The sequence below is a fragment of the Mesorhizobium sp. genome, assembly GCF_005063415.1.
Classification (GTDB): domain Bacteria; phylum Pseudomonadota; class Alphaproteobacteria; order Rhizobiales; family Rhizobiaceae; genus Mesorhizobium.
In genome coordinates, this window is sequence record NZ_SUEG01000373.1 from 1 (window position 1) to 489 (window position 489).

Genomic DNA, 489 nt, shown 5'->3' on the forward strand with positions numbered 1-489 from the left:
TGGACAGGCGCGTCGTTATCACCGGAGTGGGCGGCCTGTGCGGACTGGGCACCGAGGCCGCCTCTATGTGGAAAGAGATGCGCGAAGGCCGCTCCGCCATCGGCCCGATCGCCAATTCCGAGCTTCATGACCTGGAGGGCATGACCGGCGCTGAGATCAAGGCGCTGCCCCAGCACGACATCAACCGGGGGCATCTCATCTCCATGGACCGCTTCAGCTTGCTCGCCGTGCTTGCAGCGCGCGAAGCCATGCGGCAGGCCGGACTTTCCTGCGACGAGGGGAATGCCCATCGCTTCGGCGCGACAGTGGGCGTCGGCGGCTTGGGCTGGGATGTGATGGAGGAAACTTACCGGGCCCTCCTTTTGGACGGCGCGAGGCGAGTTGGCATCCTCGCTGTACCCAAAACGATGCCAAGCGCCGCCGCCGGCCAGGTGAGCTTGAGCCTCGGCTTGCGCGGGCCGGTCTTCGGGGTGACCTCCGCATGTGCCT

At 66.5% G+C, this 489-nt stretch carries 1 protein-coding gene; it reads left to right on the forward strand.

The features are described 5' to 3' along the window. Positions 1-489, forward strand: a 489-nt coding sequence (locus E5W70_RS32660; protein WP_292665501.1) for a beta-ketoacyl synthase N-terminal-like domain-containing protein, incomplete at both ends; no start/stop codon positions are given.